Source organism: Pseudoalteromonas sp. RWi3, assembly GCF_054960735.1.
On the sequence record NZ_JBHNYL010000014.1, the window covers coordinates 25,698 to 40,611 of the forward strand.

The window sequence follows — 14,914 nt, forward strand, 5'->3', positions numbered from 1 at the left end:
TCCGCGAACATTAATTAATGGTTTTATAGATGGCAACAAAACGAGTAAGTGATGAGCAGCTCATTGAGATCATTGAAGCAGCGATTTTTGTTGCGCCAAAACCATTAAATAAACGATACATTAAAGACACCGTATTAATTGATTTGAGTGTGTCTATGGCACGCGTAAATCAAGCAATAGAGCATATTCAAATACATTACCAAACACGTGGTATCCGTTTGGTTGAAGTCGCAAGTGGTTATCGTTTTCAAGCTTGTGAAAGTCTTGCACCTTGGTTAAGTAACTTATTCCAAGAGCGTGCTCCAAAATATTCACGTGCCTTATTAGAAACGCTGTCATTGATAGCTTATCGCCAGCCAATTACCCGTGGTGAGATAGAGCAAGTACGGGGTGTCGCTGTGGGTTCTGGTATAATGAAATCCCTGCTTGAAAGAGAGTGGGTACACGTCGTTGGTTATAAAGAAGTCCCAGGGAAACCAGCTCTTTATGCAACGACAAAACAATTTTTAGATTATTTTTCGTTAACTGGTCTTGATAACTTACCTGAACTGCCAAAGCAGCAAATAAGTAAGATTGATCAGTTATTGAGTGATCCTTCTGTGAGAGAACTATCCGAATGAGTATACAAGGTGAAAAGCTACAAAAAGTCCTCGCGAGAGCCGGTGTTGGTTCGCGTCGTGAAATGGAAAAGTACATTGACGCTAACCGTGTAAGTGTAAACGGTAAAGTGGCAAAGTTAGGCGATCGTGTTGAGGAAACAGATCAAATTCGTGTGGATGGTCACACTGTAAAAATAGAAGAGAAAGCAGAGCGTATTTGCCGCGTAATTATGTATAACAAACCTGAAGGGGAGTTGTGTACGCGTAAAGACCCAGAAGGTCGCCGTACTGTATTTGATCGCTTGCCGCGTATTGATGGTGAACGCTGGATAGCGGTTGGACGATTAGACATCAATACAGCTGGTTTAATGTTATTTACCAATGATGGCGAATTAGCTAACCGATTAATGCACCCAAGTTATGAAGTTGAACGTGAATATTCTGCCCGCGTATTTGGTGAAGTGACTAACGAGACTATTAAGAACCTCACTAAAGGTGTTGAGCTTGAAGATGGCATGGCTAAGTTTTTAAACATTAAACCACTGGGCGGTGAAGGTATTAACCGTTGGTATAATGTGACACTTACAGAGGGACGTAATCGTGAAGTGCGCCGTTTGTGGCAATCTCAAGAGGTTGAAGTGTCAAGATTGATACGTATTCGTTACGGTAAACTAGAGCTGGATAAACGCTTGCCACAGGGTGGCTGGAGTGAGTTAGATTTAGAGACCGTGAATTATTTGCGCAAGACAGTTAAGTTAGGCCGCGAGACACAAACTAAGCTCTCAGTTATGCCTGAAAAACGCAAAGATAAACGCGCGAAGATAAATCAGATTCGTAAGGCTGTTAAAAAACATAACAACCGAGTTAAGCAAACTAAACGTCGTTAATTGATTGCGTTTAAAGAAAGCCGCACATTGCGGCTTTTTTAGTTTTTACCTTATGCCGGTTTTTTTGTTTGGGCGTCTAATGACTGTCCATTTACCGCATTAGAATCGTCACTCATTAAATATAAGTATGTAGGCATTAAGTCTTCAGGTGTAGCAAGTTTATCTCTGTCCTCACCTGGGTAGGCCGTTGCACGCATTGAAGTACGAGTTGCGCCTGGGTTGATACAATTGATTCGGATATTTGTTTTACCGACTTCTGCAGCCCACGTTTGCATCATACCTTCTACTGCAAATTTCGAAATTGCATATGCACCCCAGAACTCTCTTCCTTCTCTTCCCACACCCGAAGAGGTAAATATAATTGAAGCACTGGGTGATTTGCGAAGAACAGGGAACATATATTTAGTAATCATTGCTTGTGCGGTTACATTCACTTTCATGATGTTATCAAATGTTGATGCACAAAAATGTTCAAGTGGACCAAGTGCCCCTATAATGCCTGCATTATTAAGCAGGCCATCTAATTTGCCAAATTGCTGCTCAATGGTTGCACCTAAATCACGGTAGTTTTGTTTTGTAGCGCCTTTTAAGTCCATAGGAACAATTGCAGGTTTTGGATAACCAAGTGCGACAATTTCATCGTATACACATTCAAGCTTTTGCGTGGTTTTTCCAAGAAGAATTACAGTTGCACCGTGTTTAGCATAAGTTATAGCTGCTACTCGGCCTATACCGTCGCCGGCACCAGTGATAAGAATTACTTTGTCTTGCAGTGCGTTATCTGCTGCATTATAAGTTTGCATAATAGGGTACCCAAAGAATCAATTTTTGTGATTTTAACATAGCAAAACACCAAGTTATCGAATTTATTGTAAAATTAGGTGGCGAAAGTCGAAACTTTACGTTAACTTTAACTGGTCTAATGTCTCATTAATAAACTTATTACAATATTTTAACCATTATATGACTGTAACTTTGGCATTATATTTGAAACATTAACTACACTAATACAACTGAACACACAATAAAAATAAGATTATGCGCGGAGCAAATCATATGAAAAAAATGCTACTCTCACTCTCAATTACCGCTGTACTTACTGGTTGTGGCGGCGGTGAAACGTTAGAAGATGTTAAAAACGACGCACCACCGATTATCCCTACTGCAACAGTAAGCTTTGATCCATCAAACGGCGTTATCTCTGTACCAAATGATTTATTAATGAGCGGTACTCAAGACGGTACTTTAAATATTCCTGGGGAGCTTGATGATGACGGTGTATCAATTCCTCGAGCTGAATATGCAGATCCGTCCTTTGCCTTAGGGGCTCTTGACGGATGGTCTAGCCAAGTACCGTACAAAATTGACTTAGTTATGCCATCGTTTATGAGTGACGATGTTCCAGATGGTGTTAGCTTAGATGCAGCGTCCGCTGGTGCACCGGGTTCAGTACGAATTTTTGAAGTTATTATGGGTGCCAGTTTAACAGATGCAGAATGTTCTCAAGCACCAGCAGGCGCTGCATGTAAACTTGTAGGTGAGCTTACTTTCGGCGAAGATTTCATTACCCAAGCAAGTGGTGATGGTGTTGCAGTAATCCCTCTTAAGCCTTTTAAGGCGGGTAGTTCATACATCAACGTTGTTACGACTAATTTAAAAGACTCACTCGGGCGTTCTATTGAGCCATCTTCAACGTATGGTCTAGTTAAACAAGAAGCTCCGCTTGTCACTGAGTCGCAGCTTGCATTACAAGGGGCCGTTAATAGCTATGAAAATGTAGTTGTTTCAGGTGGCAGTATTGCAAAGGATGAAATTATTTTCTCTGCTGCAATGACCATTCAGTCAGCAGGACCGGTCCTAAGCACAATTAAGTCATTACTAGCAGCTAGTTTATCTGAGCAAAGTTTACCGACTCCTGCAGTTCAAGTACCTGAACAGCCAATGCTTACTGTTACTCAAGTTTTTGCTTCTCAAAACATTACCGGTCTATCACCGGTATTTTCGGGTGTTCAGTATCAAAAAGGTAATGTGATGTTACCTATGTATTTGTCTACACCAACAGGTAAAGACATCTCAGACTTAGCTGCTACATATTGGCAAGGTATGTGTGATAACGCTGTAGCAGTGATGGGTTATAAAGCAGCTGCTGGCGAAGCATTCCCAAGTGACCCAATCTCGATAAATGATGCAACGTGCGCTGCGTTAAGTGAGGGACGTTTACGTGACTTAGGGCTAGACAGCACCAAACATTTAACAAAGTATAACTCTATTCCTAAAGTACAAAGCATGGCAAATGTACCAGTGCAAATCACTAAACCTATTTTGCCTGTTTTAAACGGCATACGTGCCCAAATAGGTATGGATGAGTTAATGATGCCTGAGGGTGGTTGGCCTGTTGTGATTATGCAACATGGTATTACATCGAAAAAAGAAGACATGCTTGCACTAACAGCTGCTTTGTCGATGCAAGGTTTTGCAACAGTTGCAATAGATCACCCAGTTCACGGTGAACGTGGGATTGATGTTGACGGTGACGGAACTGATGATTTTAATGCAAGTACAGGATCTGTTCTTGCGTATATGAACCTTCAATCACTGCTTGTTGCACGAGATAATTTAAGGCAGTCTTCAGCTGACCTATTGGGCTTACGTCTTGGTCTTAATTTCATTAATGATACATCTTTAAATACAATGGATGTTTCATTTATTGGTCACTCATTGGGCTCGGTTGTGGCACCGGCCTTTATTAGTCAAGCAAATAACCCGCTTGCAGAGCAAGTTGACCCGTTATTCAATGTAAAATCTGTTGCACTGGCGAGCGGTGGTGGTGGTTTAGCAAGCTTCTTGCTGGAATCAGCAAGCTTTGGGCCATTTGTACAAGGTTCTGTTTTAGCGTCTGCAGGTACAGCAGAGTCAGCTGAATTTATTAGCTATATGTCGAATGAAGCTGTTTCTAACTGTGGAGCGTTAGCTGCAAACCAACAAGACTTTATAAGTTGCGCGTACAATGAATATGTCACCTCATTGACAGTGGGTGGCGAGACTTCAAAACTTGCTAACATTCAAGGTGTAATGACCCAGTTTGCGTTTGCCTCTCAAACTGCATTAGACAGTGGTGATCCAACCAACTACGCAGCAGCCGTTAATGCCCTTGGCACGCCTGTATATATGAATGTGGTTGTAGGTGATGGCGAAGGTAATAAGAAAGACCAAGTAATACCGCCAACAACATCGATAAACCCGATTGCAGGTTCATTGCCTTTAGCTAAAATGATGGGCTTAATGACAGTGGCTCAGTCGCAAGCACCGACCGAAGACGGTATGAGTTATCTAGTACAGTTTACCAAAGGTCATCATGGCTCAGTCCTTACTCCAGCGCCTGCTGAAGGGTCAGGGGCTACAGTTGAAGGTAGCGCGGCTGCAAACACAGAGATGCAATTACAAATAGCAAGCTATTTAGCAACTCGTGGTAAAGCATTATTAATTACCAACACTGATGTTGTAACGAATTAAATCCAGTTTAATCCAATCCAACCAATAAAAAGCCACTGAAAAGTGGCTTTTTTGTGTTTGATTGGCATGTTAGTTTAAGTTCAGTTAAATTAGAGCAAATTTATTTTGGAGATGGGCGTTGGAATTTCTTTACGAGTACGGTTTATTTTTAGCAAAAACAGTTACCTTTGTAATTGCGATAGGTGTTATCGCAATTATTATTGTTGGTTCAGCAGTAAAACCTAAGGCAAAAAAAGGTGAAATAGATATTGAAGATGTGTCAGAACAACTTGATGATTTAAAATCAAGCTTTCTTGAAAACACACTCTCTAAGAAAGCGCTTAAAGCGCACCATAAAGCACAGAAGTCACAAGCTAAAGAGCAAAGTGATGATGCAGTAAAACCACGGTTATACGTAATTGATTTTAACGGTAGTATCGATGCGCATGAAGTTGATAGCTTAAGAGAAGAAGTCACTGCTATTATTTCAATTGCTGATCCTAAGCAAGATAAAGTGCTCGTTAGACTTGAAAGTGGTGGCGGTGTTGTACACGGCTATGGTTTAGCTGCATCACAATTACAGCGCTTAAAAAGCAAAGGTATCCACTTAACTGTTGCGATAGATAAAGTTGCTGCAAGTGGTGGATATATGATGGCTTGTGTTGCTGATGAAATAGTGGCAGCGCCATTTGCTATTGTGGGATCTATTGGTGTAATTGCGCAAATCCCTAATTTTCACAAAATACTGAAAAAGAATGACGTAGATTTTGAACAAATAACGGCTGGTGATTACAAGCGCACATTGACGTTATTTGGTGAAAACACCGATAAAGGACGTGCAAAGTTTAAAGAAGAAATAGAGCAAACTCATGGTTTATTTAAACAATTTGTAACTGCACAACGCCCTAGCTTAAACATTGACACTGTAGCTACAGGAGAGCATTGGTTCGCTACTCAAGCAATTGAAAAAGGACTTGTTGATAAAATAGAAACAAGTGACGACACGCTTTTAGGGCATCAGCAATTAAGTCAAATTTATAAAGTACAGTATAAAATCAAAAAGTCACTCAGTGACAAGTTCGCGGTGGGTTTGAGCAATACTATGAACAAAACAGGTGTTTCGTTACTTTCTCGGTTTAAAAGTATGAACCCTTAAATTCCTTTAGATAATAAAAAACCCGCATCACAGCGGGTTTTTTCATTATCTAAACTATATTATGAATCAGTAGGCTTTCGATAATCTTCTAACTCTTTTGCAGCATTAGGGTCATTAAATACCGTTTCATCTAATTGGCCTTCTGACTTTGCAACAACACAAGTGACCATACAATCACCGGTTACATTAACGGCTGTACGAGTCATATCGAGTAAACGGTCAACACCGATAATAATTGCAATGCCTTCAACAGGTAAACCTACTTGATTAAGCACCATTGCCAGCATGATCAAACCAACGCCTGGGACACCAGCAGTACCTACAGAAGCTAAGGTTGCCGTTAAAATAACCATCAAATAATCAGACAGGGTTAAATCAACACTAAATACTTGCGCTATAAACACAGTTGCAACACCCTGCATAATAGCTGTGCCGTCCATGTTTATGGTCGCGCCTAAAGGAACTGTAAATGAAGCAACAGAGTTATTAGCACCAAGCTTTTTAGTTGCAGTCTCTAATGTGATAGGCATAGTGGCACTGGAGCTTGAAGTACTAAAAGCGAATAAACACGCATGGCGCATTTTCTTTAAGAAAGTAAAAGGGTTCAAGCCTGTTAGTAGCTTAAATAAAATCGAATAATTAACTAACGCATGAATAAACAATGCAACAACGACAACACCAAAATATTTGGCCAAGCTAACAATAAGGCTTAATTCTATGGTTGTGAATAATTTTGCCATTAAACAAAACACACCATAAGGAGCGACATTCATCAATAACGTAACTAGCTTTAAAATAACGGCGTTTAAATCTTCAAACATCACAGCTACACGTTTACCGGTGTCTCCACTGAGTGCCATCGCTATACCGAAAAGTAAGGCAAAAACGATCACTTGAAGCATATTGCCACTAGCCATTGCATCAATTGGATTGGTAGGGAACATACCTATGATAACTTGAGCAAGTGTTGGTGCTTCTTTAGCGCTATAAGCAGCCTCGGATGGTAAGTTAATACCTTCGCCGGGATTAACTAATAGCGCAAGTGTCATAGCTACTGTGATTGCAATTGCAGTTGTAATTAAATATAAACCAATTGATTTCCCCCCTAAACGGCCCAATTTTTTTGGATCGCTCAAACTGCATGTTCCGCATACAAGGGAAACAAAAACTAAAGGCACTACCAACATTTTCAAACTGGCGATAAATATTTGTCCGCCAATATGAAATAAACCATCAACAAAAAAGCTTTTAATTGGCAAAGAGAATAATCCAAGTGAAATTAGATAATCGTCTTCGCCAGCTAAAATTGCTTGGAATATAAAGCCTACAGCCACACCTAAGGCCATACCAATCATTATACGTGTTGTTAAACTCATTGAACGGATTTTCGACATAGTTACAATCTATTTTTATAAATTTGCCATAGCCTACCAGTCTGCAGATTTTTATACAGAAAAAATTGATAAATATGTAAAAAAAAGTCTGATAAAAAAAACAACGAATAAAGTCTTAAAAAGTTGTGATTTTCGTGCCAGATTTAGGTTAATATTGGGTAAATATATTATTTCTATAATTAATAACAAACGCTAGGGAGAGGTCAATGCCTTTTATGCGATGGCTAAGTGTTGTGCTATTCAGTTTTTTACTTACTGCATGTGGCGGTGGTGGAACCATTGAAAAAGAGGGGGGGACGACACCGGTTTATACCCTTGCTGTAAAAGGGTTTTCCTCATCAACGGGTGAAGAGTCCAATGAAGTAACTCGTAACACTTCATTACAAATTTTAGCGCAACTAAGGAATAATAATAATCCTGTTGCAGGTGAGCGAATAAGTTTTAGCTTAGCTGATGGCGTGGGCATTTTAGATCCTATCTCTGGCACTGCGGTAACTGATAGTGATGGTATAGCACGAATTAATATTACAGCTGGTACGGTAGAAGGGGCGGGTGAAGTTTCTGCTTCAATAAGTATTGGTGGTTCTTCCTACTCTGATTCATTTGCATTTAGCTCGAGCGGTGACCAAAATCAAGCGACTGAAGAAACCTTCACCCTCACTTTACAAGGGTTTACAGAAGGTGGGTCACAGTTATCAAACAATGTATCTAGTGATGCCCCTCTTGATATTAGAGCAACGCTCAAACAAGGCGACACAGCGGTTACAGGCCAACGAATTACATTTTCTTTGATTGATGATATAGGTTCACTAACACCAAGCTCAGGTACAGCTTTAACAGGCAATGATGGCATTGCTCATATGCTGCTTACAGCAGGCTCAGTTGCGGGTGCTGGTGAAATAACAGCCCGTTTTACTTTCAATGGTATTGCTTATTCAAGTTCTTTTGCATTTACTTCAGCAGGAGATGCAACGGGTAACGGCACTATTTCTCTTGCTCTTAACATTGTGGACCAATCAGGCGCTGCCTTTACTGATCAAAATCCAGTAAGCAAAGATAACAAAGGGATAGTAACTGCCACATTAACGCAAAGCGGTGTTCCTTTAGTTGGGGAGCTAGTGCGGTTTGAGTCTAACTTTACGGGTAAAATTACACCAGAATTAGGCACGGCTCTAACAAATGAAAACGGTCAGGCAAAAGTAACCCTTAGCAGTGGTCTACTAAAAGGTGCAGGCCAAGTAGTTGCTTCTTACACATCAAAAGAAAATGTGGCTATAACACAAACAATCGGTTTTATATCAAGTGGTGATGATGCGTCAGTTGAAACAGCTGTAGCAAGTGTAGACGTGAAGCTGTTGCAAGGATGTAATGAAGGATGGGATAGTAACCGCAACACGGTTTCCCTTGAGTCTACTTATTTAACCTCTGGGTGTACTGAAGTAAACCAATTTTCTTCTGAAGAGCTTATCGACGTATTAGTCAAAGTAACTGACACCAGTTCAGGTGACGGTTTTGCAGGTATTATAAGTGAAACAACAACCGACTTAGGTAGTTTATTACCAGAATCAGGCAAAGCATTGACAGATAACTTTGGTTTTGCGCTATTAAAGCTCCAGCCTGGTGCAAATAGTGGGGCAGGTCAAATAACAGCTACATCTAAATCAGCATCGAATCAAAAAGCATTTGAAATTGCGACTGCTGATTTAACCGTTACCATTGATAATGGCCTTTACAATCAGCTAGATGCTGACGGTAACATCATCGAAGGTGAGTTTATTCCATTGGGTGCGGGCGCAACGACTGTTATTACAGTGAAGATATTTGATACTGCTGGTAATCTTGTTGTATCACCGCTTGATGTTGAATTTACTTCAGGCTGCGTACAAAACAATACCTCTATTATGGATACTACAACCACTAGTGTGAGTGGAGTCGCAACAGCAACTTATCGCACAGATGGTTGTAATGCAGCGCAAGGTGACACTGTTAGGGCAAGTGTGTTAACGGGTGGAACACCTGTTATAGCGACAGTTAATATTCCAGTATCAACAGCCCCTATTGAATCAATTGAATTTATAGACGCAAGCGAACCAGTCATTGCCCTAAAGGGAACTGGTGGGCAAGGGCGTTCGGAAACATCTCAAATCACATTCAAACTGAAAGACAAAATAGGAAAAGAAGTTCAAAGTAATAGAATGGACTTTCGCTTGAGCTCAACCAACGGGGGTATTAGTTTATCTCACTCAAGTGTTTTCACCGATGCTGAAGGGTTAGCCCGTGTTCAAGTAAACGCTGGTTTTGTCCCTATGGCTGTTCGGGTACAAGCTTGCTATATTCCCGAAGATCAAATACCTGCAGAACAAACAAATAACGTGACGTGTTGGCAAGACCTTTACCTTGAGTGTTTAAAAGATGAAGGTGAAAGAGCACCAAATACCACATGTCCAACTGGCGATTTATCACTCGTTGCACTTGATGAGCAAGTAACAACAGTATCGGACCTAGTGTCAATTAGCTCAGGTTTACCTGATGGTAATAGTTTTACTGCAGGCTCAGCTATTATTAATATTGAAGCGCTTGATTATATTGGCGATTTAAATGAGATTTCCGTTTATTTAGCCGATCACTTCAACAACCCAGTACCAGATGGTACCGCTGTGTATTTAACAACCGAAGGTGGCGCGGTAGGTACTATTGACGGGACAGCATTTAATCCACAACTTGAATGTAGAACAGTGGATGGGGAATGTAATGCTCAGTGGCGAAGCCAAAACCCTAAACCATTTACAGAGCCTAAATGGGGCAACCAAATTAGTTCAATAAACCCTAAGACCAACAGTATTAACTGTGATTTATACTTTAATAGCGCAGCACCTTGTATGGCAGGTATTCTAAATGCAGCGACATTCGAAAATGGAGTTCCATTGGGTGGGCGCGCAACAGTATTGGTAACCGCAAAGGGGCAAGAGTCGTTTATTGATATTAATGGTAATGGCCGTTTTGATACTAACGAATATTACAGCGGATATGACTTAGCTGAAGCGTTTGTAGATCACAATGAAAATGGTGTATATGACGGTTTAGCTGCAATTTATAACCCTATAACTGCAGAAGTTGAACAAGATGCCCGCTTTTGTCAGGAAGGGGATGCAAATGATCCATGTAGCCCAGAAAATACCAATGCAGGTCAATTCGAGGAAAATTTTGATATAGACCTCAATAGCATGCATACATTGGCTGACGGTAAATATAATGGCCTTCTGTGCACTGAAGCGGCCACATCGCCATCACCAGGTGATACGTTTGAATCATTGTGCACTAAAGATGTTGTTGATGTTCGTGAATCATTTGAAATTATTATGTCTGGCAGTCAAGTATATAGTCGGTTTGTGGTATCAAAAGTTGAATTGCAAAATCAATTTGCAACTCGTCTAGCTGAAATAGAGCTCGATGATGAGAATAATCCGATACTGGATGGCAATGGAAATACTATTTTAACTCCTAATGCGGTTCAATTAGGGGTGGATATTGAAAGTTGTAACTCTATTTATCGTATTGCAGGTGATGCCAGCACAGACCTTGTTGTCGCTTTAGAGCCAACAGCACAACTTGATTTTTGTGACTTAGGAACGATTGATTTAACACCAAGTGAAAATGAGAATCAGCTAGCAGCATTATCATTTGCTCTTTATTACTCAGACCGTTATAACAACCCAATCCCGTCAGGTACCGCGGTTGCTATCAGCACTGATAATGGCAAATACAGTGGTTCAACAGGCTTTGCAATGTTGGAAAGTGCAGCAACAACTGCGCATGGTATTGCGTTATCAATCAGCCGTGAAGCTGAGCCAAACAAGAGCACAAGTGGGTTTTTATCTATTGTGTTTACAACGCCAAAAGAAGTAGAAACGACTGCGCAATTAGCAATTAGAGATGCTGGTTAGGCGAATAGTAGCCTATCCTTTTGATAAAATGCCAACCTTTCGGTTGGCATTTTTGTTTCTATTCTATATATTCCTCTGCAAATACTAAAAAACATCCTTTTGTCTAAATTAAGCACAATAATTGTTTAATTAATCATTAAAAGTAGAAAAGTTTCTATTAAAAGCTTGTAACAATTGGTGTTTGTAGATATACCTATAAATATTCGCGCCCAAAATGGGCTAAACACATTTAAAATACTTGGTTAGAAATAGGCAACTATGGGCAAATCGCTAGTAATTGTAGAGTCTCCTGCTAAGGCTAAAACAATTAATAAATATTTAGGAAACGATTTTATCGTCAAGTCCTCTATTGGGCATGTACGAGATCTTCCTACCTCAGGTTCTGGCAAAACCAAAACAGCGCCGACTAAAACACCAGCTGAAGTGCGCAAAATGTCTCCTGAAGATAAAGCTGCTTATAAAAAGCAGCGTGATTACACTAACCTAGTTGCTCGGATGGGGATCGATCCTGAAAAAGGTTGGGAGCCCCATTATGAAGTGTTACCAGGTAAAGAAAAAGTAGTCCAAGAATTAAAAAAACTCGCTGAAAATGCTGACCAAATCTACCTTGCGACGGATTTGGATAGGGAAGGGGAAGCCATTGCATGGCACCTCGAACAGATTATTGGTGGCGAGCCAGAAAAATATAAGCGCGTTGTATTTAACGAAATCACTAAAAATGCGATTCAACAAGCGTTTGAAACACCCGGTGAACTAAACACTGATATGGTTTACGCACAACAAGCACGTCGTTTCTTAGACCGCGTTGTGGGCTTTATGGTATCACCACTATTATGGGCTAAAGTAGCTCGTGGCTTATCAGCAGGGCGCGTACAATCAGTTGCCGTACGTCTATTAGTTGAGCGTGAACGTGAAATAAAAGCATTTACTCCAGAAGAGTTCTGGGATATTCACGCAGATGTAAAAAATGCAGAGTCTAATTTACGTCTTGAAGTTGCCAAGCAGGGTGATAAACCATTTAAGCCTGTAAATGAAGCGCAAACGATGGCTGCGGTGGCATCATTAGAAAACGCTGAATATAAAGTTATTAGTGTTGATGAAAAACCGAGTAAAAGCAGACCAAGTGCGCCATTTATAACCTCTACAATGCAACAAGCAGCGAGTACACGCTTAGGCTATGGTGTTAAAAAGACCATGATGCTCGCTCAACGCTTGTATGAGGCCGGTTACATCACTTATATGCGTACTGACTCGACTAACTTGTCAAAAGACGCTGTAGGCATGTGCCGTGATTATGTGGTTGAACAATACGGTGCTAAATATTTACCAGAAAACCCTATAAACTACAGCTCAAAAGGCAACGCGCAAGAAGCGCATGAGGCTATTCGCCCATCTAGCGTAACAGTATTGTCTGGTCACCTTGAAGGTGTAGACCCTGATGCGAAAAAACTGTACGAACTAATTTGGCGCCAATTTGTGGCGTGCCAAATGGTGCCTGCAGAATACGATTTGACGACGCTTACTGTTGCAGCGAATGATTTCCATCTCAAGGCCAAAGGGCGAGTACTTCGCTTTGATGGTTGGACACGTGTGCAACCTGCAGTTCGTAAAAAGAATGAGGAAGATCAATCATTACCTGCGGTTAAAGAAGGTGAGATACTTACGTTAATTGAACTTGATCCTAAGCAACACTTTACGAAGCCGCCTGCGCGTTTCAGTGAAGCTAGCTTAGTTAAAGAGCTTGAAAAGCGTGGAATTGGCCGCCCATCTACTTACGCGTCTATCATTTCAACAATACAAGATCGCGGCTACGTTCGTGTTGAGAACCGCCGCTTCTTTGCTGAAAAAATGGGTGAAATAGTTACCGACCGTCTAGTTGAAAACTTTACCGATTTAATGAACTTCGATTTTACTGCAAAAATGGAAGGACGTTTAGATGATATCGCTGAAGGTGAGCGTGTTTGGACCCAAGTTTTAGATAAGTTTTACGCCGATTTTTCTACCCAACTATCTATCGCCAGCGGCGAAGAAGATGACGGTGGTATGCGTAAAAATGAAATGGTTGAAACAGACATTGATTGCCCAACATGTGCACGCAAAATGGGTATTCGCACAGCCTCTACAGGCGTGTTCTTAGGCTGTACAGGTTACAACCTGCCACCAAAAGAGCGCTGTACCACTACTATGAACCTAGTATCAGGTGATGAAGCGGTTGCTGCTGATGTAGAAGATGTTGAAACTGAAACGTTAATGCAGATGAAACGTTGCCCAATTTGTGAAACGGCAATGGATTCATACTTGATTGATGAAACGCGTAAATTACATGTCTGTGGTAATAATCCAGGTTGTAAAGGTTATGTAATTGAGCAAGGAACCTTCAAAATAAAAGGGTATGATGGGCCTATTATCGAGTGCGATAAATGTGGCTCTGATATGCAGCTTAAATCTGGCCGTTTTGGTAAATACTTTGGTTGTAGTAATGATGAGTGTAAAAACACACGTAAATTATTGCGTAACGGTGAGGCTGCGCCGCCAAAAGAAGACCCAGTTCAACTACCTGAGCTAGAATGTGAAAAATCAGATGCTCATTTTGTATTGCGCGATGGGGCAGCAGGTATTTTCTTAGCTGCAAATACATTCCCTAAATCACGTGAAACGCGAGCACCAAAGGTCGAAGAACTTCATCGTTTTCGTGATCGTATTTCACCTAAGTTCTACTACTTGGCCGATGCACCTGCAAAAGATCCTGACGGAAATCTAGCGATTGTTCGCTACAGCCGTAAGAATAAAGAGCAGTACGTAATGACAGAGGTTGAAGGTAAAGCAACGGGCTGGACTGCGCATTATAATGCTGGAAAGTGGGTTGAAGAGGCGAAGAAAAAGGCCGCACCTAAAAAGAAAGCAGCCGCTAAAAAGGCACCAGCCAAAAAAGCAGCGCCAAAAAAGGCCGCTACAAAAGCCAAAAAAGCTGCTGAGTAGTGATATATGAGCACGTAATGTGCTCTTTATTATTAAATGCGAGCAATAAAAAAACCGAGATTCACACCCTTGTGCAATCTCGGTTTTTTACAATCAAGCTAATTTAATTAAATTTTTACGTCAGTCACTTTTTTATAGCCTTCAGCTGTTAATTCATCATTAACGCACTTTAAAACGTATGGTTTAAGCTGTGCATCGCCGATGCCATCATCTTTAGCCCAATCTATACACATTTCTGTGAATTCTTGGATGATTTCTTCAGGCGCATCAACGGCGTCTTCTGCGACAGCAAATGCTGCAACAACGCTAAAAAGTGACGCAATAGTAAGGGTCAGCATTGTTTTGTTCATGTGTTCATTCCTAATAGTAGTTGTTAGCCAAAGAGAAATGCTCTGTGGGTGATTTAATTTTTAATCGAAACACCTTCAAAGGGAAACGAAATATTTTTATCGTTAAGATGAAA

9 protein-coding genes are annotated in these 14,914 nt (G+C 40.8%); 6 read left to right on the plus strand and 3 right to left on the minus strand.

From position 1 onward, the window contains the following. Positions 1-29: 29 nt before the first annotated feature. Together scpB and rluB are read left to right on the plus strand one after the other, a co-directional pair. Entirely contained in the window at positions 30-620 is a 591-nt protein-coding gene (scpB, locus tag ACFI4Z_RS15335; RefSeq protein WP_099296007.1) for an SMC-Scp complex subunit ScpB, read from the plus strand. Continuing rightward, positions 617-1,486, plus strand: coding sequence for a 23S rRNA pseudouridine(2605) synthase RluB (gene rluB / locus ACFI4Z_RS15340; RefSeq protein WP_087534338.1), 870 nt, complete (start codon positions 617-619; stop codon positions 1,484-1,486). The genes scpB and rluB overlap by 4 nt, the downstream gene beginning before the upstream one ends. A gap of 50 nt (positions 1,487-1,536) precedes the next feature. Here the strand turns inward: rluB and ACFI4Z_RS15345 are convergent, their stop codons facing one another. Beyond that, a complete protein-coding gene (locus ACFI4Z_RS15345; protein ID WP_462671340.1) occupies positions 1,537-2,289 on the minus strand; it encodes a YciK family oxidoreductase in 753 nt (250 codons plus the stop codon). A gap of 253 nt (positions 2,290-2,542) precedes the next feature. Between ACFI4Z_RS15345 and ACFI4Z_RS15350 the strand changes: the two genes are divergently transcribed. Next, positions 2,543-4,999 carry a VolA/Pla-1 family phospholipase gene (locus ACFI4Z_RS15350; protein ID WP_462671341.1) on the plus strand — a complete coding sequence of 819 codons (2,457 nt, stop codon included), beginning with the start codon at positions 2,543-2,545 and terminating at the stop codon, positions 4,997-4,999. 118 nt (positions 5,000-5,117) lie between these two features. Beyond that, complete coding sequence (gene sohB / locus ACFI4Z_RS15355) at positions 5,118-6,134, plus strand: protease SohB (RefSeq protein ID WP_462671342.1); 1,017 nt, start codon at positions 5,118-5,120, stop codon at positions 6,132-6,134. 59 nt (positions 6,135-6,193) lie between these two features. On the opposite strand, the gene ACFI4Z_RS15360 is transcribed toward sohB, so the two are convergent. Next, positions 6,194-7,528, minus strand: coding sequence for a dicarboxylate/amino acid:cation symporter (locus ACFI4Z_RS15360; protein WP_462671343.1), 1,335 nt, complete (start codon positions 7,526-7,528; stop codon positions 6,194-6,196). A 206-nt stretch (positions 7,529-7,734) separates the two neighbouring features. Here ACFI4Z_RS15360 and ACFI4Z_RS15365 point away from each other — a divergent pair, with 206 nt between their 5' ends. Then, positions 7,735-11,472 carry an Ig-like domain-containing protein gene (locus tag ACFI4Z_RS15365; RefSeq protein ID WP_462671344.1) on the plus strand — a complete coding sequence of 1,246 codons (3,738 nt, stop codon included), beginning with the start codon at positions 7,735-7,737 and terminating at the stop codon, positions 11,470-11,472. Positions 11,473-11,730: 258 nt separating this feature from the next. Next, positions 11,731-14,451 (plus strand): type I DNA topoisomerase, encoded by a 2,721-nt coding sequence (gene topA / locus ACFI4Z_RS15370; RefSeq protein ID WP_462671345.1) that lies wholly within the window; start codon positions 11,731-11,733, stop codon positions 14,449-14,451. Between the two features lie 107 nt (positions 14,452-14,558). On the opposite strand, the gene ACFI4Z_RS15375 is transcribed toward topA, so the two are convergent. Next, the gene (locus ACFI4Z_RS15375; RefSeq protein WP_462671346.1) at positions 14,559-14,801 is read right to left on the minus strand and encodes a hypothetical protein; all 243 of its coding nucleotides are present in this window, start codon (positions 14,799-14,801) and stop codon (positions 14,559-14,561) included. Positions 14,802-14,914: the final 113 nt, after the last annotated feature.